The organism is Aeromonas sp. 600886 (genome assembly GCF_049174935.1).
In the GTDB taxonomy this organism is placed as follows: Bacteria; Pseudomonadota; Gammaproteobacteria; order Enterobacterales; family Aeromonadaceae; genus Aeromonas; species Aeromonas veronii_A.
The window spans coordinates 124,472-147,289 of the sequence record NZ_JAAKUB010000006.1; the positions used below are offsets into that span (position 1 = coordinate 124,472).

General features: G+C 59.7%; 27 protein-coding genes. 11 read left to right on the forward strand and 16 right to left on the reverse strand.

Going from position 1 to position 22,818, the window contains the following annotated elements:
• Nucleotides 1-37: 37 nt before the first annotated feature.
• On the reverse strand, nucleotides 38-1,045 hold the full coding sequence (locus G5179_RS06920) for a Fe(3+) ABC transporter substrate-binding protein (protein ID WP_005357960.1): 1,008 nt from the start codon (nucleotides 1,043-1,045) through the stop codon (nucleotides 38-40).
• A gap of 257 nt (nucleotides 1,046-1,302) precedes the next feature.
• Nucleotides 1,303-1,641, reverse strand: coding sequence for a P-II family nitrogen regulator (gene glnK / locus G5179_RS06925; protein ID WP_005341406.1), 339 nt, complete (start codon nucleotides 1,639-1,641; stop codon nucleotides 1,303-1,305).
• A 201-nt stretch (nucleotides 1,642-1,842) separates the two neighbouring features.
• On the opposite strand from glnK, the gene arfB reads away from it, so the two are divergent.
• A complete protein-coding gene (arfB, locus tag G5179_RS06930; RefSeq protein ID WP_139432403.1) occupies nucleotides 1,843-2,259 on the forward strand; it encodes an alternative ribosome rescue aminoacyl-tRNA hydrolase ArfB in 417 nt (138 codons plus the stop codon).
• 32 nt (nucleotides 2,260-2,291) lie between these two features.
• Complete coding sequence (locus G5179_RS06935) at nucleotides 2,292-2,783, forward strand: methylated-DNA--[protein]-cysteine S-methyltransferase (protein WP_201953722.1); 492 nt, start codon at nucleotides 2,292-2,294, stop codon at nucleotides 2,781-2,783.
• Nucleotides 2,784-3,143: 360 nt separating this feature from the next.
• Here the strand turns inward: G5179_RS06935 and G5179_RS06940 are convergent, their stop codons facing one another.
• From G5179_RS06940 to tapT, 4 genes are all read right to left on the reverse strand, one after another.
• Complete coding sequence (locus G5179_RS06940; protein ID WP_005340360.1) at nucleotides 3,144-3,569, reverse strand: hypothetical protein; 426 nt, start codon at nucleotides 3,567-3,569, stop codon at nucleotides 3,144-3,146.
• Between the two features lie 194 nt (nucleotides 3,570-3,763).
• A complete protein-coding gene (yaaA, locus tag G5179_RS06945; protein WP_421258092.1) occupies nucleotides 3,764-4,537 on the reverse strand; it encodes a peroxide stress protein YaaA in 774 nt (257 codons plus the stop codon).
• 47 nt (nucleotides 4,538-4,584) lie between these two features.
• Nucleotides 4,585-5,694 carry a type IVa pilus ATPase TapU gene (gene tapU / locus G5179_RS06950; protein WP_266134784.1) on the reverse strand — a complete coding sequence of 370 codons (1,110 nt, stop codon included), beginning with the start codon at nucleotides 5,692-5,694 and terminating at the stop codon, nucleotides 4,585-4,587.
• Between the two features lie 28 nt (nucleotides 5,695-5,722).
• Nucleotides 5,723-6,757 carry a type IVa pilus ATPase TapT gene (tapT, locus tag G5179_RS06955; protein WP_005340354.1) on the reverse strand — a complete coding sequence of 345 codons (1,035 nt, stop codon included), beginning with the start codon at nucleotides 6,755-6,757 and terminating at the stop codon, nucleotides 5,723-5,725.
• Between the two features lie 39 nt (nucleotides 6,758-6,796).
• Between tapT and G5179_RS06960 the strand changes: the two genes are divergently transcribed.
• The 5 genes from G5179_RS06960 (at nucleotide 6,797) to G5179_RS06980 (ending at nucleotide 9,793) form a co-directional block, all read left to right on the forward strand.
• A complete protein-coding gene (locus G5179_RS06960; RefSeq protein WP_216952839.1) occupies nucleotides 6,797-7,498 on the forward strand; it encodes a YggS family pyridoxal phosphate-dependent enzyme in 702 nt (233 codons plus the stop codon).
• 142 nt (nucleotides 7,499-7,640) lie between these two features.
• Complete coding sequence (gene proC, locus G5179_RS06965; RefSeq protein ID WP_216952838.1) at nucleotides 7,641-8,465, forward strand: pyrroline-5-carboxylate reductase; 825 nt, start codon at nucleotides 7,641-7,643, stop codon at nucleotides 8,463-8,465.
• Nucleotides 8,466-8,476: 11 nt separating this feature from the next.
• The gene (locus G5179_RS06970) at nucleotides 8,477-9,028 is read left to right on the forward strand and encodes a YggT family protein (RefSeq protein ID WP_005341416.1); all 552 of its coding nucleotides are present in this window, start codon (nucleotides 8,477-8,479) and stop codon (nucleotides 9,026-9,028) included.
• Complete coding sequence (gene yggU / locus G5179_RS06975; protein WP_101530189.1) at nucleotides 9,028-9,330, forward strand: DUF167 family protein YggU; 303 nt, start codon at nucleotides 9,028-9,030, stop codon at nucleotides 9,328-9,330. The genes G5179_RS06970 and yggU overlap by 1 nt, the downstream gene beginning before the upstream one ends.
• 43 nt (nucleotides 9,331-9,373) lie before the next feature.
• Nucleotides 9,374-9,793: a DUF4426 domain-containing protein gene (locus tag G5179_RS06980; protein WP_005340339.1), complete on the forward strand. Its 420-nt coding sequence runs from the start codon at nucleotides 9,374-9,376 to the stop codon at nucleotides 9,791-9,793.
• A gap of 101 nt (nucleotides 9,794-9,894) precedes the next feature.
• On the opposite strand, the gene G5179_RS06985 is transcribed toward G5179_RS06980, so the two are convergent.
• From G5179_RS06985 to G5179_RS07015, 7 genes are all read right to left on the reverse strand, one after another.
• Nucleotides 9,895-11,091, reverse strand: a complete 1,197-nt coding sequence (locus tag G5179_RS06985; protein ID WP_421258093.1) for a NupC/NupG family nucleoside CNT transporter — start codon at nucleotides 11,089-11,091, stop codon at nucleotides 9,895-9,897.
• Between the two features lie 182 nt (nucleotides 11,092-11,273).
• Complete coding sequence (locus tag G5179_RS06990) at nucleotides 11,274-12,209, reverse strand: LysR family transcriptional regulator (protein ID WP_421258120.1); 936 nt, start codon at nucleotides 12,207-12,209, stop codon at nucleotides 11,274-11,276.
• An 82-nt stretch (nucleotides 12,210-12,291) separates the two neighbouring features.
• Entirely contained in the window at nucleotides 12,292-12,828 is a 537-nt protein-coding gene (locus G5179_RS06995; RefSeq protein WP_421258094.1) for a glutathione peroxidase, read from the reverse strand.
• 58 nt (nucleotides 12,829-12,886) lie between these two features.
• Nucleotides 12,887-13,450: an NnrU family protein gene (locus G5179_RS07000; RefSeq protein WP_255912273.1), complete on the reverse strand. Its 564-nt coding sequence runs from the start codon at nucleotides 13,448-13,450 to the stop codon at nucleotides 12,887-12,889.
• A 232-nt stretch (nucleotides 13,451-13,682) separates the two neighbouring features.
• The gene (locus G5179_RS07005; protein WP_421258095.1) at nucleotides 13,683-14,816 is read right to left on the reverse strand and encodes a glycerate kinase; all 1,134 of its coding nucleotides are present in this window, start codon (nucleotides 14,814-14,816) and stop codon (nucleotides 13,683-13,685) included.
• A gap of 9 nt (nucleotides 14,817-14,825) precedes the next feature.
• A complete protein-coding gene (locus G5179_RS07010; RefSeq protein WP_139707427.1) occupies nucleotides 14,826-16,088 on the reverse strand; it encodes a GntP family permease in 1,263 nt (420 codons plus the stop codon).
• 117 nt (nucleotides 16,089-16,205) lie between these two features.
• On the reverse strand, nucleotides 16,206-17,321 hold the full coding sequence (locus tag G5179_RS07015) for a sugar diacid recognition domain-containing protein (RefSeq protein ID WP_043820514.1): 1,116 nt from the start codon (nucleotides 17,319-17,321) through the stop codon (nucleotides 16,206-16,208).
• 209 nt (nucleotides 17,322-17,530) lie between these two features.
• Here G5179_RS07015 and G5179_RS07020 point away from each other — a divergent pair, with 209 nt between their 5' ends.
• Both G5179_RS07020 and G5179_RS07025 read left to right on the forward strand, forming a co-directional pair.
• Nucleotides 17,531-17,905 carry a YacL family protein gene (locus G5179_RS07020; protein WP_031227767.1) on the forward strand — a complete coding sequence of 125 codons (375 nt, stop codon included), beginning with the start codon at nucleotides 17,531-17,533 and terminating at the stop codon, nucleotides 17,903-17,905.
• A 53-nt stretch (nucleotides 17,906-17,958) separates the two neighbouring features.
• Nucleotides 17,959-18,255, forward strand: a complete 297-nt coding sequence (locus G5179_RS07025; protein WP_005348860.1) for a hypothetical protein — start codon at nucleotides 17,959-17,961, stop codon at nucleotides 18,253-18,255.
• A gap of 71 nt (nucleotides 18,256-18,326) precedes the next feature.
• Here G5179_RS07025 and G5179_RS07030 read toward each other — a convergent pair whose 3' ends face one another.
• Entirely contained in the window at nucleotides 18,327-19,031 is a 705-nt protein-coding gene (locus G5179_RS07030; RefSeq protein WP_254204244.1) for a substrate-binding periplasmic protein, read from the reverse strand.
• Between the two features lie 162 nt (nucleotides 19,032-19,193).
• Between G5179_RS07030 and G5179_RS07035 the strand changes: the two genes are divergently transcribed.
• Nucleotides 19,194-20,024, forward strand: coding sequence for a CPBP family intramembrane glutamic endopeptidase (locus tag G5179_RS07035; RefSeq protein WP_227341890.1), 831 nt, complete (start codon nucleotides 19,194-19,196; stop codon nucleotides 20,022-20,024).
• 3 nt (nucleotides 20,025-20,027) lie between these two features.
• On the opposite strand, the gene G5179_RS07040 is transcribed toward G5179_RS07035, so the two are convergent.
• Entirely contained in the window at nucleotides 20,028-21,257 is a 1,230-nt protein-coding gene (locus G5179_RS07040) for a DEAD/DEAH box helicase (RefSeq protein WP_216952834.1), read from the reverse strand.
• A gap of 145 nt (nucleotides 21,258-21,402) precedes the next feature.
• On the opposite strand from G5179_RS07040, the gene G5179_RS07045 reads away from it, so the two are divergent.
• Entirely contained in the window at nucleotides 21,403-22,230 is an 828-nt protein-coding gene (locus G5179_RS07045) for a transporter substrate-binding domain-containing protein (protein ID WP_100646827.1), read from the forward strand.
• A gap of 58 nt (nucleotides 22,231-22,288) precedes the next feature.
• Here the strand turns inward: G5179_RS07045 and tpx are convergent, their stop codons facing one another.
• Nucleotides 22,289-22,789, reverse strand: coding sequence for a thiol peroxidase (gene tpx, locus G5179_RS07050; RefSeq protein ID WP_021230929.1), 501 nt, complete (start codon nucleotides 22,787-22,789; stop codon nucleotides 22,289-22,291).
• Nucleotides 22,790-22,818: the final 29 nt, after the last annotated feature.

Here is a 22,818-nt window from a genome sequence, read left to right on the forward strand (position 1 = left end):
GACCACAGATGTTGATGGGGCCGTTGGCCCCATCTGATTACAAGTCGAACTTCACTTCATCCAGCAACTGCAAGGCGTCCTTGCGGTGCTTGGCGTAATCGCTGACCGGTAGTGCGTCAGACTTGAAACTGCCCCAAGACTTGACCATGGCGGAAGGCTCGACCCCGGCCTTGACCGGATATTCGGCGTTCACGTCCGCATACATGTGCTGGGCGGTGTCACCAGCCAGAAACTCCATCAGCTTCTGGGCCTCTGCCTTGTTCTTGGCATATTTGGTCATGGCCACGCCGCTCACGTTGACGTGGGCACCGCGGTCAGCCTGGTTCGGGAAGTTGATATAGACCGCATCCGCCCAGGACTTCTGCGCCGGATCTTTCAACATGGCGCCCAGATAGTAGCTGTTGCCGAGTGACACGTCACAGATACCATCCTTGATCGCCTTGACCTGATCCCGGTCGTTGCCCTGCGGCTTGCGCGCCAGGTTGGCCTTGACCCCTTCCAGCCAGGTTTTGGTCTCGGCCATGCCGTGATGGGCAATCATGGAGGAGACCAGCGCCACATTGTACTCATGCTTGCCGCTGCGGGTGCAGATTTTCCCTTTGAATTCCGGTTTGGCCAGATCTTCGTAGCTGATGGTATCGAGCTTGCCGAGGCGCTCCTTGCTGGAGTAGATGGCGCGAACCCGGGTGGTCAGGGCGAACCAGCGATTCTCCGGATCACGATAGATGGCGGGGATGTTCTCCTGCAGGATCTTGCTGTCTACCGGCTGCACCAGCCCCTTGTCCACCAGATCGGTCAGACGGCTGATATCGACGGTCAGCATCAGGTCGGCCGGAGAGAGCTTGCCTTCCCGCTCCAGACGCTCGTTCAATCCCTCTTTGGCGAACACCACGTTCACCTTGATGCCAGATTCCTTCTCGAACTGCTGGATGATGGGCTTGATCAGCTCATCCTGCCGGTTGGAGTAGACATTCACTTCCCCGGCCGCCAATGCCGACTGAGCTGCCAACGCAGAGAAAGCCAGTGCCAACATCTTCATTTTCATCATCCATTCCTTGATTAGCCATACAGAGTGATAACGATTTCCGTTTGCATTCTGCATACATCTTATAAGCGGATCAAGAAAGCTCGCCGTCGCCACATCACATATTTAATCGCCCATAAATGAAAAGGGCCGGATGGAATCCCATTCGGCCTCTTCTGAGCAAAACGTTATGTTGATCAGGCTTCAATAAGCGCTCACTCCATCGGGATGCCCGAGATCGGGAGGTCAACAGATCTGTACGTCACTGATGCGGTTCATCACAGCGCCTCGTCGTCACTCTCGCCGGTGCGGATGCGCACCGCTTGCAGCAAGTCGTAGACAAAAATCTTGCCGTCGCCGATCTTGCCGGTATAGGCCGCCTTGCAGATCGCCTCAATCACCCCTTCCACGTTATCATCGGCGGTAGCAATCTCCAGCTTCACCTTGGGCAGGAAGTCGACCTGATACTCGGCTCCCCGGTATAATTCGGTGTGTCCCTTCTGGCGGCCAAATCCCTTGACCTCGGACACGGTCAGCCCTTCCACCCCCAGGTTGGCAATAGCCTCGCGGACATCGTCCAACTTGAACGGTTTGATAATCGCACTAATCAGCTTCATCTGGTTGCTCCCAATCCATGGTGTGTCATGAATCGGGTTTCAATTCTTATGCCAAGTATTTTTATTGTTTTATTTCAAATAGATAGAGTTTAATGCCTGCGCCATTCGCCAGGCACATCCCCATAACCGGCCAGCACGCCCCATAATGAGGCACCATGCTGCAGCGGTCAGCGGGTATGCACCAAACAAGAGCAAAACAGCATGTTAGTTATCTCCAACAGCGTCACGATTCCCTGGCATGAGCTGCAATTTCAGACCATGCGGGCACAGGGCAACGGCGGACAGCACGTCAACAAGACCGACTCCGCCGTCTGGTTGCGCTTCGATTACCGCAACTCTCCCAGCCTGACGCCCCTCTACAAGGAGGGTCTCGACAAGCTGAGCGACAGCCGGGTACACGATGGCTTTATCATGATCAGGGTCGAGAGCCATCGCAGCCAGGACATGAATCGCAAGGAGGCGATGAACCGTCTGGTGGAGTTGCTGAAGAAGGCCGCATGGCGCCCCAAGGCCCGCCATGCCACCAAGCCGACCCGCAGCTCCCAACGCAAGCGGGTCGATGCCAAAAAGCGCAAGGGGGATATCAAATCCGCCCGCGGCAAGCCAGTTCTGGACTGAGCCAACCCCCAGCCCCCAAAGGATGTCAGCCGATGAGATACAGTTTTTGCGACAGCGCCCACGGCCCCCTGCTCATTGCCATCAATCAGGATGGTCTGCGCCACGTGGAGTTCATGCACGGAGAGCGGCCCGTCATGCCGCAAACTGACTGGCAACGGGATGACAAGGCGCTGGCCCCCTATCTCGCCCAGTTCACCGCCTATTTCGCCGGAAAGTTGCAGCAGTTCGATCTGCCCATGGCAGCGAAGGGCACCCCGTTCCAGCAAACGGTGTGGAACGCTTTGTGCAATATCCCCTATGGCGAGACCGTGAGCTATCTCGAGATTGCCCAGGCGATAGGCAATCCCAAGGCAGTGCGGGCGGTGGGCGCTGCCAATGGCCGCAATCCGCTGAGCATCATAGTACCCTGCCATCGAGTGATCGGACGCAGCGGCGAGCTGACCGGCTATGCTGGCGGCATTCCCATCAAGCGCTGGTTGCTGGCACTGGAACAGACAGGCACAACATTCGAGCTGGCCCCATGACACGATGACCGCCCCGGAGAGGGGCGGGACAATATCGCGACCAGAATGAAAAGGCTTTCAATCAGTGGCCACGCTTTGCTGACAAGATGAACAGAAAATGAAGAATCGCCTCAGAACTACTTCAGATTGAGCTTGGCATGATGGTTCCATACTTGAATGGCACGGCTCATTCGCTGATTCAAGTAGCACCCATGTGACGCTTCCAATCTGTCTTTTTCCCCGCGCCTCCTCTGAGGCGCTTTTTTTGTGCCAACACAACAGGCTACCACCCGGGTTGAGTGGCCTGAGCGCCACAAAATCTGCGCCCGCCCAAAAACCAAGAGGCGAAGGATCATCCTTCGCCTCTGACGTAACAGCTGGCTACTCGCTCTGGGGCAGGAATTGCAGCTCCGGCGCCGAGGAGGTGAGCACATCGGCGCAATAATCCCAGGTCGAGATGCGATAGTGTTGCAGGTCTTCATCCAGATGCAGGCCGTCCGACTCCTGATGGAACCAGCTGGCAAAACGGGATGGGGTGATGAGCTGGATCTGCTCTTCGATAGCGTGACTATCCTTCCCCTCGGCCAGATCGCAATCTTCGATGACCCGCAGGGCGTAGATATGGCGAAAATAGACCCGGCAGAGGATTTGCGGGGGCAGATCGATGCTGCGTGCCCGACCCAGCATGATGGTCAGGGAGTCGCTCCAGAGATCCTGATGCAGCTCGGCAACGACCAGCCCGGGTGGAAGCTGGCGGGACGGAGCCCAAGGGACGGCAACCTGCCGAATGGCATTTTTCTGTTCCATATTCACCTCACGACGACTCGCTCCCTGTCTTGAGTCTATCTGAACCACATAGTCCCGGCGAAGGCAATCGATGGACAATAAAAACGGCAATAAAAAAGCCGACGTATCAAACGTCGGCGAATAAAAAGTGCTTACAACAGAGGATTCACATATTCAGACCCTCGGGTCGAAAGATTGGTTCCCTCTTTTTGTAATTAATTTTCGGCGCGTTTAAACATCAGGGTATTGGCGTCCGACTCTTCCGGTACGAAGTAGTAGCCCTCGGCGTTGAAACCGGTCAGCTGCTCCACCTCGGTCAGACGGTGCTTGATGATGTGGCGAGCCATCATGCCGCGCGCCTTCTTGGCGTAGAAGCTGATGATCTTGAACTGGCCGTTTTTCTCATCCTTGAACACCGGTGTGACAATCCGCCCTTTCAGGCTCTTGGGTCGTACCGACTTGAAATACTCGTCGGAGGCCAGATTGATCAGCACTTCATCCCCCTGCGCTGCCAGCGCGTCGTTGAGGTGGTGAGTGATCACCTCCCCCCAGAACTGGTAGAGATCCTTGCCGCGACTATTGTTGAGCCTGGTCCCCATCTCCAGTCGATAGGGCATCATCAGGTCGAGGGGACGCAACACGCCATAGAGGCCGGAGAGCATCCGCAGGTGTGCCTGAGCGAAGTCAAAATCGGCCTCGCTGAAATCCTCTACCGCCAAACCGGTGTAGACATCCCCCTTGAAGGCCAGCAGCGCCTGACGGGCATTGGCGGGGGTGAAATCTGGCTGCCACTCGGCAAAACGGGCGGCATTGAGACCGGCCAGCTTGTCGCTGATCTTCATCAGTGTGGCGATCTGGTCAGGGCTCAGTTGGTGGGCTCGGCTAATCAGCTCGGCGGAGTGATCCAGCAGCTCGGGTTGGGTGAAACGGGGGGTCACCAGCGGTGACTCGTAATCCAGCGTCTTGGCCGGGGAAACCACAATCAGCATAACGTTCCTTTCTGGCTAGGGGCCGAACAGCGGATCGGCCCCATGTTTCATTCATCCAGCGTCACATTTTCCAGTGTGCCGGACCCCAGCTGCTCGCGACCGGAGAGCTTGATCAGCAGCCGCAGGTCGTTGGCCGAGTCGGCATGGGCGAGGGCCTCACTGTAGCCAATCTGGCCGGCGCAGAACAGGCTGAAAAGCGCCTGATCGAAGGTCTGCATGCCCAGTTCGGCAGATTTGGTCATCACCTCCTTGAGACGGTGCATCTCTCCCTTGCGGATTATGTCGGTGATGAGCGGGGTATTGAGCAGGATCTCGAATGCCGCACTGCGCCGCAAACCATCGACACTCGGCACCAGTTGCTGGGCGACAATAGCTCTGAGGTTGAAGGAGAGATCGAACAGAAACTGGCGATGTTTCTCCTGCGGCACCAGATGGAGGATGCGATCCAGCGCCTGGTTGGCATTGTTGGCATGCAAAGTGGCGAGACAAAGGTGGCCTGTCTCGGCGAACTGCAGGGCAAACTCCATGGTCTCCTGACTGCGGATCTCGCCGATCAGGATCACGTCCGGTGCCTGACGAAGCGAGCTTTTCAGTGCTACATCGAACGACTCGGTGTCGATCCCCACCTCCCGCTGGGTCACCAGGCTACGGCCATGCTGATGGACGAACTCCACCGGGTCTTCCACCGTCAGGATATGACCATCGGCATGCTGGTTGCGATAGCCGATCATCGCCGCCTGAGTGGTCGATTTACCCGCCCCGGTGGCACCGACAAACAGCACCAGCCCGCGCTTGGCCATCGCCACCTCCTGCAGGATCCTGGGGAGCTGCAGATCTTCAAAGGTGGGAATGCGGGTCTCGATACGACGAATCACCATACCGGGCAGCTCCTGCTGCCAGAAGGCGCTGACCCGAAAACGACCCAGCGCCTCGCGGTAAATCGCGTAGTTGGCCTCCTTGGTGCGGACATAGCGCTCGAAGTGATCGCTGCTGAGGGTATCCCTGACCAGCGTCAGCGCCCCTTTCTTGTCGAGCGCGTCTCCCCCCAGCGACACCAGATGGCCATTTACCTTGAGAATGGGCGGCGATCCCACCGTCACAAACAGATCCGATCCCTTTCGCTCGACCAGCTCGCTCAGCAGATCATCCAGATTCATCATTTATCCCTCCCTGGGTACAAGTCGCTTAAATGCTGTTGGGATCAACGGCCTTGGCCTTGGCATCGAGGGATGCCACCACGCCACGACTCACCAGCTGCTTGAGGCTCTGATCCATGGTCTGCATGCCGTGGGTCATCCCGGTCTGGATCACCGAGTAAAGCTGGGCAATCTTGTCCTCCCGAATGAGGTTACGCACCGCCGGAATGCCCATCATGATCTCGTGGGCCGCCACCCGGCCGCCGCCAATGCGCTTGAGCAGGGTCTGGGAGATGACCGCTCGCAGGGATTCGGAGAGCATGGAGCGCACCATGTCCTTCTCCGCGCCTGGGAAGACGTCGATGATACGGTCGATGGTCTTGGCCGCCGACGAGGTGTGCAGGGTGCCAAACACCAGGTGGCCGGTTTCGGCGGCGGTCATGGCCAGACGAATGGTCTCAAGGTCGCGCATCTCGCCCACCAGAATGATGTCCGGGTCTTCCCGCAGTGCCGAGCGCAGGGCGTTGCTGAAGCTCTTGGTATCCCGATGAACTTCCCGCTGGTTCACCAGACAGCGCTTGTTCTCGTGGACGAACTCGATGGGATCCTCGATGGTGAGGATGTGGTGATGGAAGTTCTCGTTGATGTAATTGACCATGGCCGCCAGGGTGGTCGATTTACCCGAGCCGGTAGGGCCGGTCACCAGTACCAGACCCCGCGGGAACTCGGCGATCTTGCGAAAGATCTCCGGCGCATCGAGATCCTCGAGGCTCAGCACAGTGCTGGGGATGGTACGAAATACCGCGCCAGAACCGCGCGCCTGCTGGAAGGCGTTAACCCGAAAACGGGCCAGATTGGGTACCTCGAACGAGAAGTCGACCTCGAAGTTCTCCTCCAGCTCCTTGCGCTGATGGTCGTTCATGATGTCGTAAATGAGGGCATGCACTTCCCGGTGTTCCAGGGCGGGCAAATTGATCTTGCGAACCTCACCATCAACCCTGATCATCGGGGGAACCCCGGCCGAGAGGTGTAGATCCGAGGCTTTATGCTTTACACTGAAAGCCAATAACTCTGTGATATCCATAGACTTGTCATTCTCCCATCACAAGATCACTAACGAAATATGAACCAGATTGCCCAGCACCTGTTTCAGGTAAAGGAACGTATTGCCCAGGCCGCCGAACGGGCGAGCCGCAACCTGCAGCAGATCCGCCTGCTGGCCGTGAGCAAGACCAAACCTGTCGAGGCCATCATGGCCGCCCATGCCGCAGGTCAGCGCTGCTTTGGCGAATCCTACGCTCAGGAAGCAGCGGCCAAGATCGATACCTTGCGCCAGCAGCCGGAATATAGCGACATAGAGTGGCACTTTATCGGCCCTTTGCAATCGAACAAATCCAAACTGGTCGCCGAACGGTTTGACTGGGTGCAGAGCGTGGATCGGGACAAGCTGATCGACCGCCTCAACAACCAGCGCCCAACTACAATGGCACCGCTAAATGTTTGTCTGCAAATCAATATTAGCGGAGAGAGCAGCAAATCCGGAACGTCGGAACAAGAGATTTTCCGCCTTGCCGAGCAGGTCTCCCACAGTGAGCGACTGGTGCTGCGGGGACTGATGGCCATTCCCGAGCACACCAGTGACGAGCGCGTGCTGGCCGCCCAAATGACCCGTATGCAGACTCTGTTCACCGAGCTTGCGCGACAATACCCCACTGTGGATACCCTCTCGATGGGCATGACCGAGGATCTTGAACTGGCTATAGCCCACGGCAGCACCATGGTGCGGGTCGGCACCGCCATCTTCGGCGCCCGTGACTACTCATAGGCAAGGCCAGCGGATAACCCATACGTCCGCCTCTTGCCGCGACTTCATCAACAGGAGCGTTTGATGGAACACCGAATTCTGGCGTCAGGTGGTGCAGGCAGCGCCAACCCCGCCGCGACCCCATGTGCAACAGGAGCATCTGATGCAGCATAGAACGCTGGCCTTTATCGGCGCGGGCAACATGAGCCGCAGCATCATCGCCGGACTGGTCAAGGCGGGTTATCCCGCCGGGCAGATCACGGCCGCCAACCCCAGTCTGCCCAAGCTGGAGACGCTGGCGAGCGAACATGGCATTCGCATCACCCAGAGTAATGCCGAGGCGGCCCGAGACGCCGAAGTGATCGTGCTGGCAGTCAAGCCGCAGCTGATGGCCGGCATGCTGGCAGCACTGGTTGAAGAGCTGGGCTCCCTTGAGGGCAAGCTGCTCATCTCCATCGCGGCTGGCATCAAGGTGGCGCGCCTTGGCGAGATGGCCGGTGGCCATGACCGCATCATCCGCACCATGCCCAATACCCCTGCCCTGCTGGGTTTGGGCATGACCGGTCTCTATGCACCCGAACATATTGCCGCCGTGGATCGTGACTTTGCCGAGCAGATGATGCAGGCGGTCGGCAAGACCCTCTGGGTAGAGCAGGAGTCTGGCATCAACGGCGTCATCGCCGCGGCGGGCAGTGCTCCGGCCTACTTCTTCCTCTTTATGCAGGCGATCGCCGAAGAGGCGGAGGCGATGGGTTTCTCGCCCGATCAGGCACGCCTGCTGGTGCAGCAGACCGCGCTGGGCGCAGCCGCCATGGTGGAGCAGAACCCTGAGCTGGCGCTGCAAACCCTGCGTGAGCAGGTCACCAGCAAGGGCGGCACCACAGCCGAAGCCATCAAGACATTCCAGCAGCAGGGGCTGATGCCGCTGACTGCGCAAGCCATGCAGGCGGCCGTTGCTCGTGCCACCGAAATGGAAACCCTCTTCTAACAGGAGCCCAGATGAACACTGCTTACTTTCTGATTAACACCGTTTTCGATCTCTACCTGATGGTGATCCTGCTGCGCGTCTGGCTGCAGTGGGCCCGCGCCGACTTCTACAACCCGATGAGCCAGATGGTGGTCAAGCTGACCAATCCGCTGGTGATCCCGCTGCGCCGGGTGATCCCGGGCTTTGGCGGCATAGACCTCGCCTCCGTGGTGCTGGCGCTGGCCATCGCCTTCGCCAAGCTGGCCCTGCTCAAGAGCATGAATGTGCTGCTGGCGGACTGGCTCAGCATCAGCCTGTTCGCCGCGCTGACCGTGCTGAAGAAAGCGGGCTCGATGATCTTCTGGGTACTGCTGATCCGCGCCATCCTGAGCTGGGTCAGCCAGGGCCGCAACCCCATCGAATACGTGATGCATCAGCTGACCGAGCCGTTCCTCGCCCCTATCCGCCGCGTACTGCCGGCACTGGGCGGACTGGATCTCTCGGTGCTGGTCGCCTTTATCGGCCTGCAAGCCATCAACTACCTGCTGGGTGACCTGTTCGGCCAGCTGTGGTGGATGATTTGATGCCAGCCGTCCTGCAACAAGGGGATGAACTGGTACTGCATCTGGTGATCCAGCCCAAGGCGAGTCGGGATCAGATCATCGGATTGCATGGCGAAGAGCTGAAAGTGGCCATCACGGCGCCGCCGGTCGATGGCCAGGCCAACAGCCATCTGATCAAGTTTCTGGCCAAGCAGTTCAAGGTGGCCAAGGGACAGATCACCATAGTGCGGGGCGAGCTGGGGCGACACAAAACCGTCACCATCGACAGCCCCAAACAGTTGCCGCAAGAAGTGAGTGCACTGCTGAATGACGCGCAAGGCTGAATGAATCAGCCTGCGCCAACCGTAGATATGAGAGGGATGACAGATGAAAACAGCCTGGATGAGTGGCCTGCTGGCACTGCTGATGACCCTGCCGCTCAAGGCAGAACAGATGAAGGAGCTGGGGCCCTGGCTGGTGCACTACAACGCCTTCAACTCCAGCTTCCTTACACCAGAGGTCGCCAAGGCGTATGGACTGGAGCGCAGCCGCTACAACGCCATCATCAATATCGCGGTACAGGACAAGCAGAAAGTGGCGCAAGCCGTGGGGATCACCGGTGAGGCCAAGAACCTGACCGGCACCATCCGCACCCTGAACTTTCAGGAGGTAAAAGAGGGGGATGCCATCTACTATCTGGCGACACTTCCCTACCGCAACGAAGATACCTATCAGTTCACCCTGAAGATCATGGGCGGTGGGCAGCAACAGAACCTCAGCTTCCAGCAGACCTTCTACGTCGACTGAGCAGCAACAAGAAGCCCCGACCAAGGTCGGGGCTTCATTTTATCCATATGACAAGGGCGCCATCGCAGCGCCCTTGTTGCATCTATTCCGTGCCGCAGCGGTTACAGGGCAAAGAACAGACCGGCCAGACAGGCACTCATCAGGTTCGCCAGCACGCCGGAGAGAATGGCGCGCATGCCGTAACGGGCGATGAAGGATTTGCGCTCCGGCACCATGGAGCCCAGACCACCGATCAGGATCGCCATGGAGGAGATGTTGGCAAAGCCGCACAGGGCGAAGGTCACGATGGCCTTGCTCGACTCGCTCAGGGTCTGATCCTGCACCAGACCGATAAAGGCGACGAACTCGTTGACCACGATCTTGGTGCCGATCAGAGCGCCAGCGGCTTGTGCCTGATCCCAGGGCACCCCGATCAGCCAGGAGACTGGGGCAAACAGCCAGCCCAGAATGATCTGGAAGCTCAGATCCAGCCCTACCAGACCGCCAGCCCAGCCGAGCAGGCCATTCAGCATGGCGATCACTCCAACGAAAGCCAGCAGGGTGGCACCGACCGCCACCGCGATATTGAGGCCGGACATGGCGCCATCGGCCGCCGCTTCAATCACGTTGGTGGCGCGGGGGATCTCTACATCCTGATGGTGATCGACCTCTTCAGCTCCCGGCGGCACCAGGATTTTGGCCATCGCCAGACCGGCAGGGGCCGACATGAAGGCTGCCGCGATCAGGTATTTCAGCTCAACCCCGAGGCTGGCATAGCCCACCAGGGTGCCACCGGCGACGGAGGCGAGACCACAGCTCATCACGGCGAAGAACTGGGAATCGGACATCTTGGAGAGGTAGGGTTTGACCACCAGCGGCGCTTCCACCATGCCGACGAAGATGTTGGCGGTCGCGGAGAGGCTCTCGGCACGGCCGGTGCCCAGCAATTTCTGCAAGCCACCACCCAGCAGGGCGATCACCCGCGGCATGATGCCGATGTGGTAGAGGATGGCGATCACCGCAGAGAAGAAGATGATGACCGGCAACACGTTGAAGGCAAAGATGAAGCCCAGCTTGAACTTGGCCAGATCGCCGAACAGGAAGGCGATCCCCTCCTGACCATAACCGATCACGCTGCTTACGCTCTCGCTGACCCCGTTCAGCACGTGCTGACCGGCAGGCAGCCAGAGCACCAGACCGGCAAACATGACTTGCAGACAGAGGGCAAGACCAACTGTTCGCAATGGGATACGACGACGATTATCAGAGCAGATGACGGCAAGCGCCAGGATACTCAGGATGCCGAGCAGGGCAATCATAGGGACTCCATCAGGTGGGGCAAAAGATGGGCGCGGATTCTGCGCCTCTCACCCCGTCACTGCAAGTCCGCGTGGTTACAACCCTGTTAGAAAAAACGTTTGCACGATATCGGTTGCGCCAACTGACTGATTTGGTTCGGTTTTAGTATCAGGAGAAATCGAGAGTTTTTATATGGAAACAATCATTCCTCTCTGCCGGACAATTTACCCCCGAGCCAGGGGACCAGTCGCTGCTCCCAATAGGGTTCGGGGCCAAAGCGGGCCTTGAGGAAATCGATGAAGAGACGGATCTTGGGATCCAGATGTTCGCGCCTGGCATAAACGGCGTGTACCGCCATCTGCTGGTTCGGTCGCCATCCTGGCAACACCGGGATTAGCTTGCCGCTCTGTAACTCCTTGTCCAGCAAGTAGTTGGCGATATAGGCGATGCCGAGCCCGGCCAGTGCCGCATCCCGCACCGCCTCCGCCATATCCACCCGATAGTTGCCCGCCACCTGCACCGTCTGGCGCTCCTTGCCCTGGCGAAACGACCACTGGTGATAGCGCCGCTCCCGACTCTGGTAAGTGATGCAGTTGTGCTGGGCCAGATCCTTGGGATGGAGCGGCGTACCGTGGCTCAGCAGGTAATCCGGCGAAGCCGCCACCACGAAGCCAATGTCGGCCAGCCGCTGTCCCACCAGCCCTTCCGGCTTGTCCTCATAGGTGGTGAGCCAGAGATCCAGCCCCTCATCCACCAGATTGGTTCTGTGGTCGAACAGCGAGACCTCCAGCTCCAGCTCGGGATAGCGATCCTGAAACGCCTTGAGATGAGGAATGACGTGCAGACGACCAAAAGATTGGCCCACCCCGAGATGGAGCACGCCACTCACCTTGCCACGCCGCTCGGCGATCATGGAGTCAGCCTCCTGCGCCACCGCCACGAGCGCATGGCAGTGACGGGCATACTCCTGACCCAGCTCGGTCAGGACGAAGCGGCGGGTGGTGCGCTGCACCAGCTGGGCGCCAAGGGTGGTCTCCAGCAGCGCCAGCTGCTTGCTGATATGGGATTTGGAGACCCCGAGACGACGGGCGGCGGCAGAGATCCCCTGCTCGCGCACCAGCGCATCGAAGATCACCATTTGAGGAAGACGTTGCAGCACAGGATAACCGGATTGAGTGGCGGTAGCCCATTATTCCAGAGCCGCCCGCCAAGGGGTAGGGTCAGAGCCCCAGCGCCCGGGTGATCTGCAGTTTGAGGGGGTCGTCAGCCGGATTCTGGTTGGCGCCGTAGCTGGCGATCAGCTTGCCATCGCGCCCCACCAGATACTTGTGGAAGTTCCAGTTCGGCTCATCCCCATCAGCGGCCGCCGCCAGCCCCTTGAACAGTGGCACAACATCGGAGCCCCGCACCGCCACTCGATTGAACATCGGGAAGGTGACGCCATAGTCGCGGCGGCATACCTCGGCGGTCTTGGTCTCGTTGCCCGCCTCCTGCCAGAAATCGTTGGAGGGGAAGCCCAGAATAATCAGCCCCTTATCCTTGTAGCTTTGGTAGAGCTTCTCCAGATCGCGAAACTGGCCGCTGTAGCCGCAGTAGGAGGCGGTATTGACCACCAGCACCACCTTGCCCTCGGTCAGCTGACAGAGGTTGTGGCGCTGGGCATTGTTGAGTTCCCGCATCTCCACATTGAAATAATCGGGGCACGCCGCAGAGGCCGCGCCGGTCCCCAATAACAGCAACAGAGTGAACCATTTCATCGCCAAGACTCCTTTTGTTTTGTCCATCATACGCGGTTACCAGAGCCGCAGTTCACTCTCAATGCAATGGAATGCCGGTCAGCCAGCCGTGGCCCCAGAACACCAGCAGCGCGGTGGCAACCAGGCCCGCCCCGACGCTGATGCCGGTGCCCGTCCAGTTGGCCGCAGGACGGGGATATCGCTGCCAGTCCCGCACCGAAATCCAGACCATGCTCACCAGCGCCCACAGCCCGATGCCGCCAAACAACACCAGAGAGCGCGCCTCGCTGTTGACCAGCAGATGAGCCACCGCCCAGAGCAGGGTACCGAGCAGTTGGGGATGCACCAGCCAACGGCGCAGATGGTTGGGCCCCTGGCCGGAGAAGAAAAGGATCAGCGCAAAGGGCATCATCACCGTCATGGTCATCGGCCCCCACTCCGGCAGGAAGTAGAGCGGCAGTGAGCTGGCCGAGCGCCAACCGGCGATGATGCAAGCGATGGCGATAAACACCAGCAGGGAGAAGAGCCCCTTGTAGCGATTCTCACCCAGCCGCTCGCGCAGCCGCGCCCGATGGGCCACCGCAAAACAGGGGTAGAGATGGATCAGGGTAAACAGCGCAACCCCCAGGGTCAGCAGGAACATGAGTCTCTCCTTGTATTTGGTACGACCACTATGCCGTAAAGGGAGATGTGCGCCTATCAAAACCGCGCTGACCCATGGAGTCAAAAGTGTGGCAAGACAAAGGAACGGAAAGAAAAGAGCCGATCACGATGGATCGGCAAATAAGTGCCAGGGCAGTCAGACATCTCGCGGGATGGGAGATGCCCCAAACGGGGATATTGAGTGGTCGATGGCGCGCATCGGCCGAACCGGATCAGCCCTTGAGCTGATAGAGCGCCGCTACGTTGCGCGCAGTGAGTTGAATATTGGTGCTGGCGCTCTCCAGCGCCTCCGGCAGAGACATGGCGCGGTTGACCACGGCGAATACCGCGTCCAGCCCGTGATCATGTACCACACCGCAATCGTCGGTCAGGCAACCGGAGATACCGATCACCGGCTTGCCGAACTGCTTGGCGCAACGTGCGACACCGATTGGCGTCTTGCCATGGATGGTCTGGCTGTCGATGCGCCCTTCGCCGGTGATAACCAGGTCCGCATCGGCCACTTCCTCGGCCAGCTTCAGGGCTTCAATCACGATCTGAATGCCGGGCTTGAGTTCGGCACCAAGCAGACCGACCAGCGCGGCCCCCATGCCACCGGCAGCGCCCGCCCCCGGAATATCCTTCACCTGCTTGCCAAGGGCCTGCTCAATGCAGTCGGCATAACGGGAGAGGTTGGCATCGAGCTGCGCCACCATCTCGGGGGTCGCCCCCTTTTGCGGGCCAAACACCGCAGAGGCGCCTTTCGGGCCGCAGAGCGGGTTGTTCACATCGCACGCTACCTCGATAACCAGATCGCTCAGACGCGGATCCAGACTGCTCAGATCGATTGTCGCGAGCTCACTGAGACCTGCGCCACCCAGAGCAATAGGCGCACCATCCGCTTTGAGCAACTTGCCGCCGAGCGCCAGGATCATACCGGCACCGCCGTCATTGGTAGCACTACCGCCGATACCGAGGATGAGGTGCTTCACTCCCATCTCCAGCGCAGCCAGGATCAGCTCGCCGGTGCCGAAGCTGGAGGTGAGCAGCGGATTGCGCTGCTCGGGCGCCACCAGATGGATACCAGAGGCGGCAGCCATCTCGATGACTGCGCGCTGGCCATCACCCAGCAGGCCGACGAAGCCCTGCACCTTGTTACCTAGGGGCGCGGTCACTTCGACCGGCAGGATGCGGCCACCGGTGGCATCCACCAGCGATTGCACCGTGCCTTCACCGCCATCGGCCATCGGCAATTTGACGTAGGTGGCGTTCGGCAGTACCTGCTTGAAACCGGCCTCGATGGCATCAGCCACCGCCATGGCGCTCAGACTCTCCTTGAATGAATCGGGGGCAATAACAATTTTCATATCAATTCCTTAGGCGAGGCCAAACACGCCAAACATCAGGGTGGAGACAGTGGCAATGGTCAGACCGACTGCAGTTTCGTAAGGGATAAGTTTCAGGCGCTCACCTACCCCCATGTGGACGCTGCCACCGGTGGCATGGAAAAAAGAGCCGTGGGGCATGTGGTCAAACACGGTGGCACCGGCATGGATCATGGCCGCCCCGGCCAGACCGCTGATCCCCAGTTCAATCAGGGTGGAGCTGAATACGTTGGAGGCCACCACGGTACCGGCGGTGGTCGAGGCAGTCGCCAGCGACATCAGGGCACCGGAGATGGGCGCCAGCAGGTAAGAAGGCAGACCGGAGGCGGTCAGGCCGCTGATCAGCACATCTTTCAGGCCGGAGTTGGCGATGATGCCCGCCAGGGTACCGGTACCCAGTAGCATGATGGCGACCGGCGCCATACGAGCGAGGCCGGAGACCGCAAACTGGTTCACCTTGCTGAATTTACCCATCATCAGGGCGCCGACCAGACCACCGAGGGGCAGCGCAATCAGCGGATCCACCACGATACCGGCAACAGGACGCAGAGCCAGCAGCAGGATGGCGACCAGCGGTGCACTGATGGCGGCGGCAAAGCCTGGCAACTTGGCACCGGCAAAGCTCACCACCTCATCAGCAGCAACCTTGCTGCCCTTGTTGTTCAGACGCTTGGCCAGCCAGTAGGCCATCACCAGACCGAACAGACCCGGAATGATGCCCGCCGCCATCACAGAGGTGAGGGGCAGATGGAAGGCATCAGCCGCGGCAATAGCGTTAGGGTTGGGGGACATGACGTTACCCGCCTTGCCGCCGCCGATCATCGCCAGCAGGATGGCCGCCTTGGAGAGGTCGGCACGGCGGGCGATGGCCAGCGCGATGGGGGCGACCGTGATAACGGCCACATCCACGAATACGCCGACCGCAGTCAGGATCAGGGTTGCCAGCGCCAGCGCCAGCAGGGCGCGGGTTTCACCAAGTTTCTTGACGATGGTCTCGGCGATAGTGGTGGCAGCGCCCGATTCGATCAGTACACCCGCCAGCACACCGGCCGCCAGGATCCGCATCACCGCAGTGGTGATCCCCTGGGCGCCGCCGATCATCAGGGCGACGGTCTGGGTCAGATCGGCACCGCCAATCAGGCCACCGGCCAGGGCACCCACGATCATGCCGTAAGCGGGCGGCACCTTCTTCAAAATGAGGATGATGGCGATGGAGAGCGCCGCGATGGCGCCAAGGGCTGTAACCGGGATCATGACGGACACCTTCAATGGGAGTGAATGGCCGCCATTATGGAGATCTGCAATCAGAATGCTTTGGCTGATTAACCAAAAATCACATCATATAAATGTATTTTTTGTCTAAATTCACAATCACAAGTCGAGATTAAGGCCGAGATAGAGCAAAAATTTGTCGTCTAACTTGTTGAAATTCAACCCGGTTATCTGCTCTATCCGCCCCAGCCGATAGCGCAGGGTATTGGGGTGAATGAACAGCGCTTCGGCACAGCGATGCAGATCACAATCCTGCAAGAAATAGTGGCGCAGGGTCTTCTGCAGCGCCCCCTTGCCATCTTCCCGGGCCAGTTTCTGCAGCGGTGCGCGCAGCTGATCCGCCTGCCAGGAGTCCGCCAGACTCCCCAGCAGCACCGGCAAACGGTAGTCCTCAAAGAAGTAGACCTGTTTGCGCGGCGCCTGCCGCATGCCACGGCGCAGGGTATCCCGCGCCGTCTGGTAAGAGCGCGCCAGCCCGTCGATCCCGGCGAAGTAATCGCCCACCGCGATATGCACCTTGAAGTGGGGAATGCGGGCCAGCAACTGCTTGATCCGGCTGCGCTCCTGCGCCGATTGCCAGACGCCCTCACTCAACTGCGCCGGTTTGAGCACCACTATCTCGTCGAGCCCGTTGATGGCGACCAGATTGTCCCGCTCCGGATTTTCCAGCTGATGGACCAGCTCTCGCAGACGAGCCGGATCCGCCTCCTCCAGCGCCAGCACGGCCACCACCCGAGGCTGGGCCAACTCCAGTCCGAGAAAACGGGCCGCCTGCTGCAATTGATCGACTCGCCCCTCACCACGAATGAGCTGCAACACCAGCTCCTCCTTGTGGCGCTTGTCCCACTGCAGCTGCTCGGTGAGCGCCGCCTGCTCCAGGATCAGCTCGGCGGTCATTCGCACCAGCTCAGCGTAAGCACGCACTTCCTCCGGATCGCCGGAGATGCCGATCACCCCGATCAGCTCCCCCTGATAGGAGATGGGCAAATTGATGCCTGGTCGCACCCCTTTGAGCTGCAGGGCTGTCGCTTCGCTAATCTCCACCACCCGGTTTTCAGTGAGCGCCAGCACGGCCCCTTCGTGACGCTGATGGATCCGCTCCGGATTGCCGGACGCAATGATGAGGCCGTGTTCGTCCATCACGTTGACCGAAAAGGAGAGGATCTTCATCGCCCGCGCGACGATCTGGCGGGCAAGGTTATCGTTTAGCTGCATAACATCTCCGGACAAGGGGCTGATCTGGCTACGTCACCACGAGGCGATTCAGGGCACATGGGCGCAAAGATGCCACATCATCAAGACAAGCGAGAGGGGGATCGCTAGAATAGGCCACTTTACCCGATGTGTGCCCCGCCATGGAGCAGGAATTGCGTGCTTGCACCCGCCTGCCCGTGCTGGCCCATCCCTCCGATCTGGACTGTGCTATGGATTATGAATTTCGCCGCGACCCGTTTGGTGGCTATCGCGCCCGGTTCTCCATGGGCCATGAAGCCATCGGTCAGTGGCTGATCGACGAGGTTGGCAAGGATGAGGAGAAGCTCGACGAGCTCTTCTCCATCATTGATCAGCTCTCCAACCGCACCCGAGTCGAATACCGGCTCAACGGCGGTGACTACTCCCTGCTGCTGACCCATGAAGAGGCGGAGGTGAAAGCCAACGCCCTCAATATCGAGCTGGGTGAGGATCTTGACGATCTCGCCTACTACGATGATGAACAGCTGGCCATGTGCGGGCTGGAAGATTTTGCCCAGGTGCTCGGCTCCTGGCGCGCCTTTATCCGTAACGAGGATATGGGCTGATTGACCCAATGTCGGGCAAATGTGCCCTTTTGCCTAACTCAACAGGATTGACTATGTCTATTTACGATTTTGATGACGAACTGCCGGAAGACGAAGAACAGGAATCCACCAAGAAAGCGGCTGCACCTGCCAAGAAGAAAGGCAAGCAGGTGATGAACACTCAGGTCAACCTGAGCCCGCGCGATGCCAGCCGTCTGAACGGCATGCACGTTGAAGCGATCGCCACGCTGGACGACGTCAGCCTGCCGAAGAACGTCATCTTCAAGGCTGGCCTGATCGCCCTGGGCGAACTGGAAGCCGGCAAGCGCGCCGATATCATCGCCCGCGTGATCGCAGAATCAGGCCGCTAATCGCCCCAGAAGGCATAAAGAAAGCCGGAGCCACTGCTCCGGCTTTTTAATTGGTGCCAATCTGCTCTGACTCAGGGTTGCTCACAGCGCAGCAGACGTGGCTGTCCCCAGGGAACCAGTTGGTCGTAATGGCCACTGGCACGTGCCGCAGCCAAGGCTTCGTTGAAGCGTTCTATCAGTTCGCGTCCATTTTGCATCTTGCGCGACACCAGCAAATAGAAGGTATCCCGCTGGCGAAAATAGGGGAGCGGTTGCAGATAGTTCGGGTCGCCGAACACCTGCATGCTGGCGTCCGCCGTCACCGCATCATTCATCGGCATCAGATCAACCCGTTTCCGCTCAAGCAGTTGCAGACATTGTACCAAACTCTTGGGGCGAGTGAGCCGCAATGAAAAACGAGCAATCACCTCATCTGCGTGACTGGTGCTCCAGCTGGCAGGAATACAGACTCTCAACCCCTGCCACTTGCCATCGAGTACCGCATCACTGCCACGATAGGTGAACCAGGAGAGGTGATCGATATGAATGGGGGCGCTGTAATAGAACAGCTTGGCTCGCTCACGCGTCCAGGCATAAGGGAAGGTGGCGGATGCCAGGCCGTTGCGAACCAGCTCGTAGCCCCGGTTCCATGGCAGGTAATCCACCTTCAGCTCGTCATAGCCAGCCTCGCGCAGCAGGGTCGTCACCAGCCGGGTGCTCTGCCCACCATCAGGCAGCCCGGCCCCGGAATAGGGCGAAAAATCTCCGGTTACCAGCGACAGGGGGGCGCATGACAACCATCCACACCAACAACAGAACAACCAGCCATAGTGCTTCATCGCCATCCCTCTCTTTACTCTCCAGTTCAGTATAGGAGGCTGACCCAAATAACCCGGTCTGGTTGCCTTTGCGCCAACGCCCCTGCTAAGGTGCAGCGCTTTTATTACAGAGGAGTTCCGATGTTACCCCTACCTGACATACTGATCTGGGCAGCACTGGCACTGGCCACCCTGCTCTGTATGGCACGCCAACGCCTGCCAGGTTTCCTGCTGCTTGCTGTGGCTCTGCTGCTGGCGCTCTGGCTGGATCGCATCACCACGACCGCACTGCTGGTGACGCTGGCAGCTCTGCTGCTGGCCTGGCGTCTGCCCACCTTCTCCGGCCATAGCCGCCCCCTCGCATGGTCAGCCCTGCTGGCATGGGCGGTGGCACTGACCCTGCACCTGATCCCCGGTTTCAGCAATCTCAAGGTGCTGGATCAGGTACTGGCAGGCCCCGCCAGTGTGCCATTCAACATGTATCTGAACCTCGACAAGCCACTGCTCTTCTTTGGGCTGCTGCTGGCCTGTCCGACGCTGCTTGGTAAGGGAGGCGCTATCCGCTGGCGTCCGCTGGCTCTGTTACTGCTGCCGCTGGGTGCCCTGCTGGTCATCGCCTGGCAGTTGGGGGCACTGAAACCGGAAGTGGGTCTGCCCCACTGGTGGTGGCTGTTTGCACTCAACAACCTGCTGTTCACCTGCGTGGCGGAAGAGGCGCTGTTTCGAGGCGCTATTCAGCAGGGGCTGACCGAGCGTTACCGCCCCTGGATTGGCATCATCGTGGCCGCGCTACTGTTCGGAGCCATCCACCTGCCCGGTGGCCCACTGCTGGCGCTGTTTGCGACCCTGGCAGGCTGCTGCTACGGCTTGGTATTCCAGCTCAGCGGGCGACTCTCCGTGGCCATCCTGATCCACTTCGCCTTCAACTTCGCCCATCTGGTGCTCTTCACCTACCCGCTGGCCAGAGCCTGACGGTCAACTGCGCGGCGTCTTGCCCTTGAACTGCTTGACGCTGCGTTTGGCCTGAGTACGGCGATTGGCCTGCTTGTCACGAGGGGGGCGTTTGCCCTCCCCGCTGGCAGGCTGGTCGGTGACCGGGAATCCCGCCAGATCTCCCAGCGGCAGCTCGCGGCCGGTCAGGGTGCGGATGGCTTGCAGCATGTCACTCTCGCCATGACAAACCAGCGAGATGGCCAACCCCTCGCGGCCAGCCCTGGCGGTACGCCCGATGCGGTGAACGTAGACAGGGGCACTGGCGGGCAAGTCCAGATTGATCACCAGCGGCAGCGCCTCCACATGGATGCCGCGCGCCATCAGGTCGGTGGCCACCAGCACCCGCACCCGACCCTCCTTGAAATCATTGAGCGCCTGCTCGCGCACCGCCTGCTCCTTCTCGCCATGGAGAGCAGCCACCGCAATGCCCGCCTTGGCCAGCTTTCTGGCGACCCCGTCGGCATCATCCCGCGCACTGATAAAGACCAGCACCTGCGGCCACGCCTGCTCCTTGAGCAGGCTGATGAGCGCCGGCACCTTGCTGCTCTTGTTGACCAGATAGAGTCGCTCTTCGATCTCGTTCACCACGCTGTTGAGGGGTGTGGCCTCGATACGGGTTGGCTCACGCAGCAGGCCGTTGGCCAGCGCCTCCAGCTCGGCAGGCAAGGTGGCGGAGAAGAACAGGGTCTGGCGATCCGCCGGAATAAAGCCGAGCAGCGCCTTGATGTCGGGAGCAAAGCCCATCTCCAGCAGGCGATCCGCCTCATCCAGCACCAGCAGCTGCAGACCATCCAGCCCCAGCAACTGTTGGGTCAGCAGATCCCGCAACCGCCCGGGTGTAGCCACCAGCAGCTGTGGCCCCTGCGCCAGTTCGGCCTGTTGCCGCTCCTGCGCAACGCCCCCACACAACGTCACGATGCACAATCCCAGCGCCTCGGCCCCCTCTTTAAGCGCGGCAGATACCTGAATCGCCAGCTCGCGGGTTGGCACCAGCACCAGACCCTGCACCTGGCTGGAGGCAGGATCCAGCCGTTGCAGCAGCGGCAAACCAAACGCCAGCGTCTTGCCGCTGCCGGTCTGGGCCAGTGCCAGCAGATCCTGCCCCGCCAACGCCGCCGGAATCGCCAGCTGCTGGATGCGGGTCGGCGTCTGCAAGGTGGCGGGCAAAGAGGCCAGCAGAGCGGGATGGAGGGCAAGTTCGCGAAAGGTCATGGCGCTACGTTAACAAAGAGAAGTGGGAGGCGAAGTCTAGTGAGCGGGGGCCGAGAAGTAAAACCCTATCAATGATGGCCAGGCCAAGGGGGGGATTGCAACGGGCTGACTACACTTGAGCTGACCCATCACAGAGAAAACTGTCATGACCAGACACATCCCCATCCTGCTGCTGACCAGTGCGCTGCTTGGCAGCATCTCGCTCGGCCTGTCCGGCAGCACGGCGAGCGACAGTGCGGCCGAACAGGCCAAACCGGTGCGTACTCTTAACGCGCATCTCGGTGAGCTGCCGGGACTGATCAATGCCGACAAGACAGGACCTTTCGTTGATTTAGTGCGCGCCATCGACGATCTTCATCCCGATGTGACCATCAGGATCACCATCTATCCCATCGCCCGGGCCATGGCCGGAGTGATCGCTGGCAAGGCAGATCTCGGTCTGCCCGCCATCCGCAATCTCAGGGAGGTCGATATGCTCCCCTACCGTTTCAGTACCCGCAGCTTTGGCAAGGTGGCCCATGTGATTTACAGCAATACGGCCCATCCGGTCACCACAGATATGGCCTATGGCATAGTGCCCACCAAACGGGATCTGCTGATTGAAGCCGTTCCCGACTATATGCCCTTCTCGGTACAGCGCTCGATGAGTATCGAGCAGTCACTGCGCAAACTGTCTCGGGGTCGCATAGACGCCTTTGTCTGGGCACAAGAAGAGGCGGACCTGATGCTGAAAAATCTGAAGCTGACCAATATTCGCCGTGAATTCTTTGGTGATTTCGAGGATGTCTTCATCATCCAGAAAGGGGGGAGCGGGGATGAAATAGACGAATTTTTAAGTCGTTCCATTGAGCAACTCGCCGCCACCGGCAAACTGGCCGAGATCTACGAGAAGATCCACCGCCCCTATGTGGAGTGGCAACCCTCCCCACCCGCCAAGGCTGAACCGGCGACCACCCCGCCCGCAACACCCTGAACAGACAATTCCCGCATAAAAAATCCCGCCGAAGCGGGATTTTTTATGGCTTGCAGCCTTACAGCACGGCCAGCGCAGCGGCGTAGTTCGGCTCGTCGGCCACTTCTGCGACCAGCTCACTGTGCAGCACCTTGTTGTCACCATCCAGTACCACGATGGCGCGAGCGGTCAGACCTACCAGCGGGCCGGAAGAGAAGGCAACGCCGTAATCTTCCATAAAGGCCGCACCGCGCAGGGTGGAGAGGGTCACTACCTTGTCCAGACCTTCGGCGCCGCAGAAGCGGGACTGGGCGAACGGCAGATCGGCGGAGATGCACAGCACGACAGTGTTATCCAGCGCGCTGGCCTGCTCGTTGAACTTGCGCACAGAGGTTGCGCAGGTGGGAGTATCGACGCTCGGGAAAATATTCAGGATTTTGCGCTGACCGGCAAAGCTTGCCAGGGTCACGTCGGAAAGATCCTTGGCCACCAGGGAGAAGGGCTTGGCTTGCTCACCGGCGACCGGGAAGTGACCAGCGACGGAAACCGGGTTGCCTTGCAGAGTGACTGAGTTGCTCATGTGTTATGTCCTTTATTGGTGTAGTAAAA

What these genes read in the sequence shown, in the direction of transcription:
- G5179_RS07045 (WP_100646827.1), top strand. Translation starts at nt 21,403, where the DNA reads ATGACCAGACACATCCCCATCCTGCTGCTGACCAGTGCGCTGCTTGGC.
- G5179_RS07025 (WP_005348860.1), top strand. Translation starts at nt 17,959, where the DNA reads ATGTCTATTTACGATTTTGATGACGAACTGCCGGAAGACGAAGAACAG.
- G5179_RS06935 (WP_201953722.1), top strand. Translation starts at nt 2,292, where the DNA reads ATGAGATACAGTTTTTGCGACAGCGCCCACGGCCCCCTGCTCATTGCC.
- proC (WP_216952838.1), top strand. Translation starts at nt 7,641, where the DNA reads ATGCAGCATAGAACGCTGGCCTTTATCGGCGCGGGCAACATGAGCCGC.
- yaaA (WP_421258092.1), bottom strand. Translation starts at nt 4,537, where the DNA reads ATGCTGATTGTGGTTTCCCCGGCCAAGACGCTGGATTACGAGTCACCG.
- glnK (WP_005341406.1), bottom strand. Translation starts at nt 1,641, where the DNA reads ATGAAGCTGATTAGTGCGATTATCAAACCGTTCAAGTTGGACGATGTC.
- G5179_RS07000 (WP_255912273.1), bottom strand. Translation starts at nt 13,450, where the DNA reads ATGTTCCTGCTGACCCTGGGGGTTGCGCTGTTTACCCTGATCCATCTC.
- G5179_RS06980 (WP_005340339.1), top strand. Translation starts at nt 9,374, where the DNA reads ATGAAAACAGCCTGGATGAGTGGCCTGCTGGCACTGCTGATGACCCTG.
- G5179_RS06960 (WP_216952839.1), top strand. Translation starts at nt 6,797, where the DNA reads ATGAACCAGATTGCCCAGCACCTGTTTCAGGTAAAGGAACGTATTGCC.
- G5179_RS07005 (WP_421258095.1), bottom strand. Translation starts at nt 14,816, where the DNA reads ATGAAAATTGTTATTGCCCCCGATTCATTCAAGGAGAGTCTGAGCGCC.
- G5179_RS06995 (WP_421258094.1), bottom strand. Translation starts at nt 12,828, where the DNA reads ATGAAATGGTTCACTCTGTTGCTGTTATTGGGGACCGGCGCGGCCTCT.
- G5179_RS06985 (WP_421258093.1), bottom strand. Translation starts at nt 11,091, where the DNA reads ATGATTGCCCTGCTCGGCATCCTGAGTATCCTGGCGCTTGCCGTCATC.
- arfB (WP_139432403.1), top strand. Translation starts at nt 1,843, where the DNA reads ATGTTAGTTATCTCCAACAGCGTCACGATTCCCTGGCATGAGCTGCAA.
- tapU (WP_266134784.1), bottom strand. Translation starts at nt 5,694, where the DNA reads ATGAATCTGGATGATCTGCTGAGCGAGCTGGTCGAGCGAAAGGGATCG.
- G5179_RS07015 (WP_043820514.1), bottom strand. Translation starts at nt 17,321, where the DNA reads ATGCAGCTAAACGATAACCTTGCCCGCCAGATCGTCGCGCGGGCGATG.
- G5179_RS06990 (WP_421258120.1), bottom strand. Translation starts at nt 12,209, where the DNA reads ATGGTGATCTTCGATGCGCTGGTGCGCGAGCAGGGGATCTCTGCCGCC.
- tapT (WP_005340354.1), bottom strand. Translation starts at nt 6,757, where the DNA reads ATGGATATCACAGAGTTATTGGCTTTCAGTGTAAAGCATAAAGCCTCG.
- G5179_RS07010 (WP_139707427.1), bottom strand. Translation starts at nt 16,088, where the DNA reads ATGATCCCGGTTACAGCCCTTGGCGCCATCGCGGCGCTCTCCATCGCC.
- G5179_RS07020 (WP_031227767.1), top strand. Translation starts at nt 17,531, where the DNA reads ATGGATTATGAATTTCGCCGCGACCCGTTTGGTGGCTATCGCGCCCGG.
- G5179_RS07035 (WP_227341890.1), top strand. Translation starts at nt 19,194, where the DNA reads ATGTTACCCCTACCTGACATACTGATCTGGGCAGCACTGGCACTGGCC.
- G5179_RS07040 (WP_216952834.1), bottom strand. Translation starts at nt 21,257, where the DNA reads ATGACCTTTCGCGAACTTGCCCTCCATCCCGCTCTGCTGGCCTCTTTG.
- tpx (WP_021230929.1), bottom strand. Translation starts at nt 22,789, where the DNA reads ATGAGCAACTCAGTCACTCTGCAAGGCAACCCGGTTTCCGTCGCTGGT.
- yggU (WP_101530189.1), top strand. Translation starts at nt 9,028, where the DNA reads ATGCCAGCCGTCCTGCAACAAGGGGATGAACTGGTACTGCATCTGGTG.
- G5179_RS06940 (WP_005340360.1), bottom strand. Translation starts at nt 3,569, where the DNA reads ATGGAACAGAAAAATGCCATTCGGCAGGTTGCCGTCCCTTGGGCTCCG.
- G5179_RS06920 (WP_005357960.1), bottom strand. Translation starts at nt 1,045, where the DNA reads ATGAAAATGAAGATGTTGGCACTGGCTTTCTCTGCGTTGGCAGCTCAG.
- G5179_RS06970 (WP_005341416.1), top strand. Translation starts at nt 8,477, where the DNA reads ATGAACACTGCTTACTTTCTGATTAACACCGTTTTCGATCTCTACCTG.